The 893-nt window shown below is 55.2% G+C and carries 1 protein-coding gene; it reads right to left on the bottom strand.

Features of this window, described 5'->3' with window-relative positions; genetic code table 11:
- Window positions 1-893, bottom strand: an 893-nt coding sequence (gene dxs / locus HW130_RS35225) for a 1-deoxy-D-xylulose-5-phosphate synthase (RefSeq protein WP_177153825.1), incomplete at both ends; no start/stop codon positions are given.

An 893-nucleotide genomic window follows, 5' to 3' on the forward strand; every position in this document is an offset into this window, starting at 1 on the left:
ACGGGTACTGGTTTACGATGGGCCATTAGCACTTCGTTCACGCCGCTGCCTGCGCCGCCCATAATGGCGTTTTCTTCTACGGTGACCAGCGCTTCATGGCTGGCGGCCATTTCCAGAATTAACGCTTCATCAAGCGGTTTCACAAAACGCATATCGACCAGCGTAGCGTTCAGCGATTCAGCGACTTTCGCCGCGTCTGGCATCAGCGTACCAAAGTTAAGGATCGCCAGTTTCTCGCCACGACGCTTCACAATGCCTTTGCCAATTGGCAGTTTTTCCAGCGGCGTCAGTTCCACGCCAACCGCGTTACCGCGCGGGTAGCGCACCGCGGACGGGCCGTCGTTATAGTGATAGCCGGTATAGAGCATCTGGCGACATTCGTTTTCATCGCTCGGGGTCATAATGACCATTTCCGGTATACAGCGCAGGTAAGAGAGGTCAAAAGCGCCCTGATGGGTTTGACCGTCAGCACCAACAATGCCCGCGCGGTCGATGGCGAACAGGACCGGGAGCTTTTGAATCGCCACGTCATGCAGCACCTGATCATAGGCGCGTTGCAGGAAAGTGGAGTAAATCGCGACAATGGGTTTGTACCCACCAATCGCCAGACCGGCGGCAAAGGTCACCGCGTGTTGCTCGGCGATTGCCACGTCGAAGTAACGATCCGGGAATTTACGTGAAAACTCGACCATGCCGGAACCTTCACGCATCGCCGGAGTAATCGCCATCAGCTTGTTGTCTTTCGCTGCCGTTTCGCACAACCAGTCGCCAAAGATTTTTGAATAGCTCGGCAAACCGCCGCTACTTTTCGGCAAACAACCGCTGGAGGGATCAAATTTAGGCACGGCGTGGAAAGTGATGGGGTCTTTTTCTGCCGGTTCATAACCACGACC

It is taken from the genome of Streptomyces sp. PKU-EA00015, from assembly GCF_013387495.1.
Classification (GTDB): Bacteria; Actinomycetota; Actinomycetes; order Streptomycetales; family Streptomycetaceae; genus Streptomyces.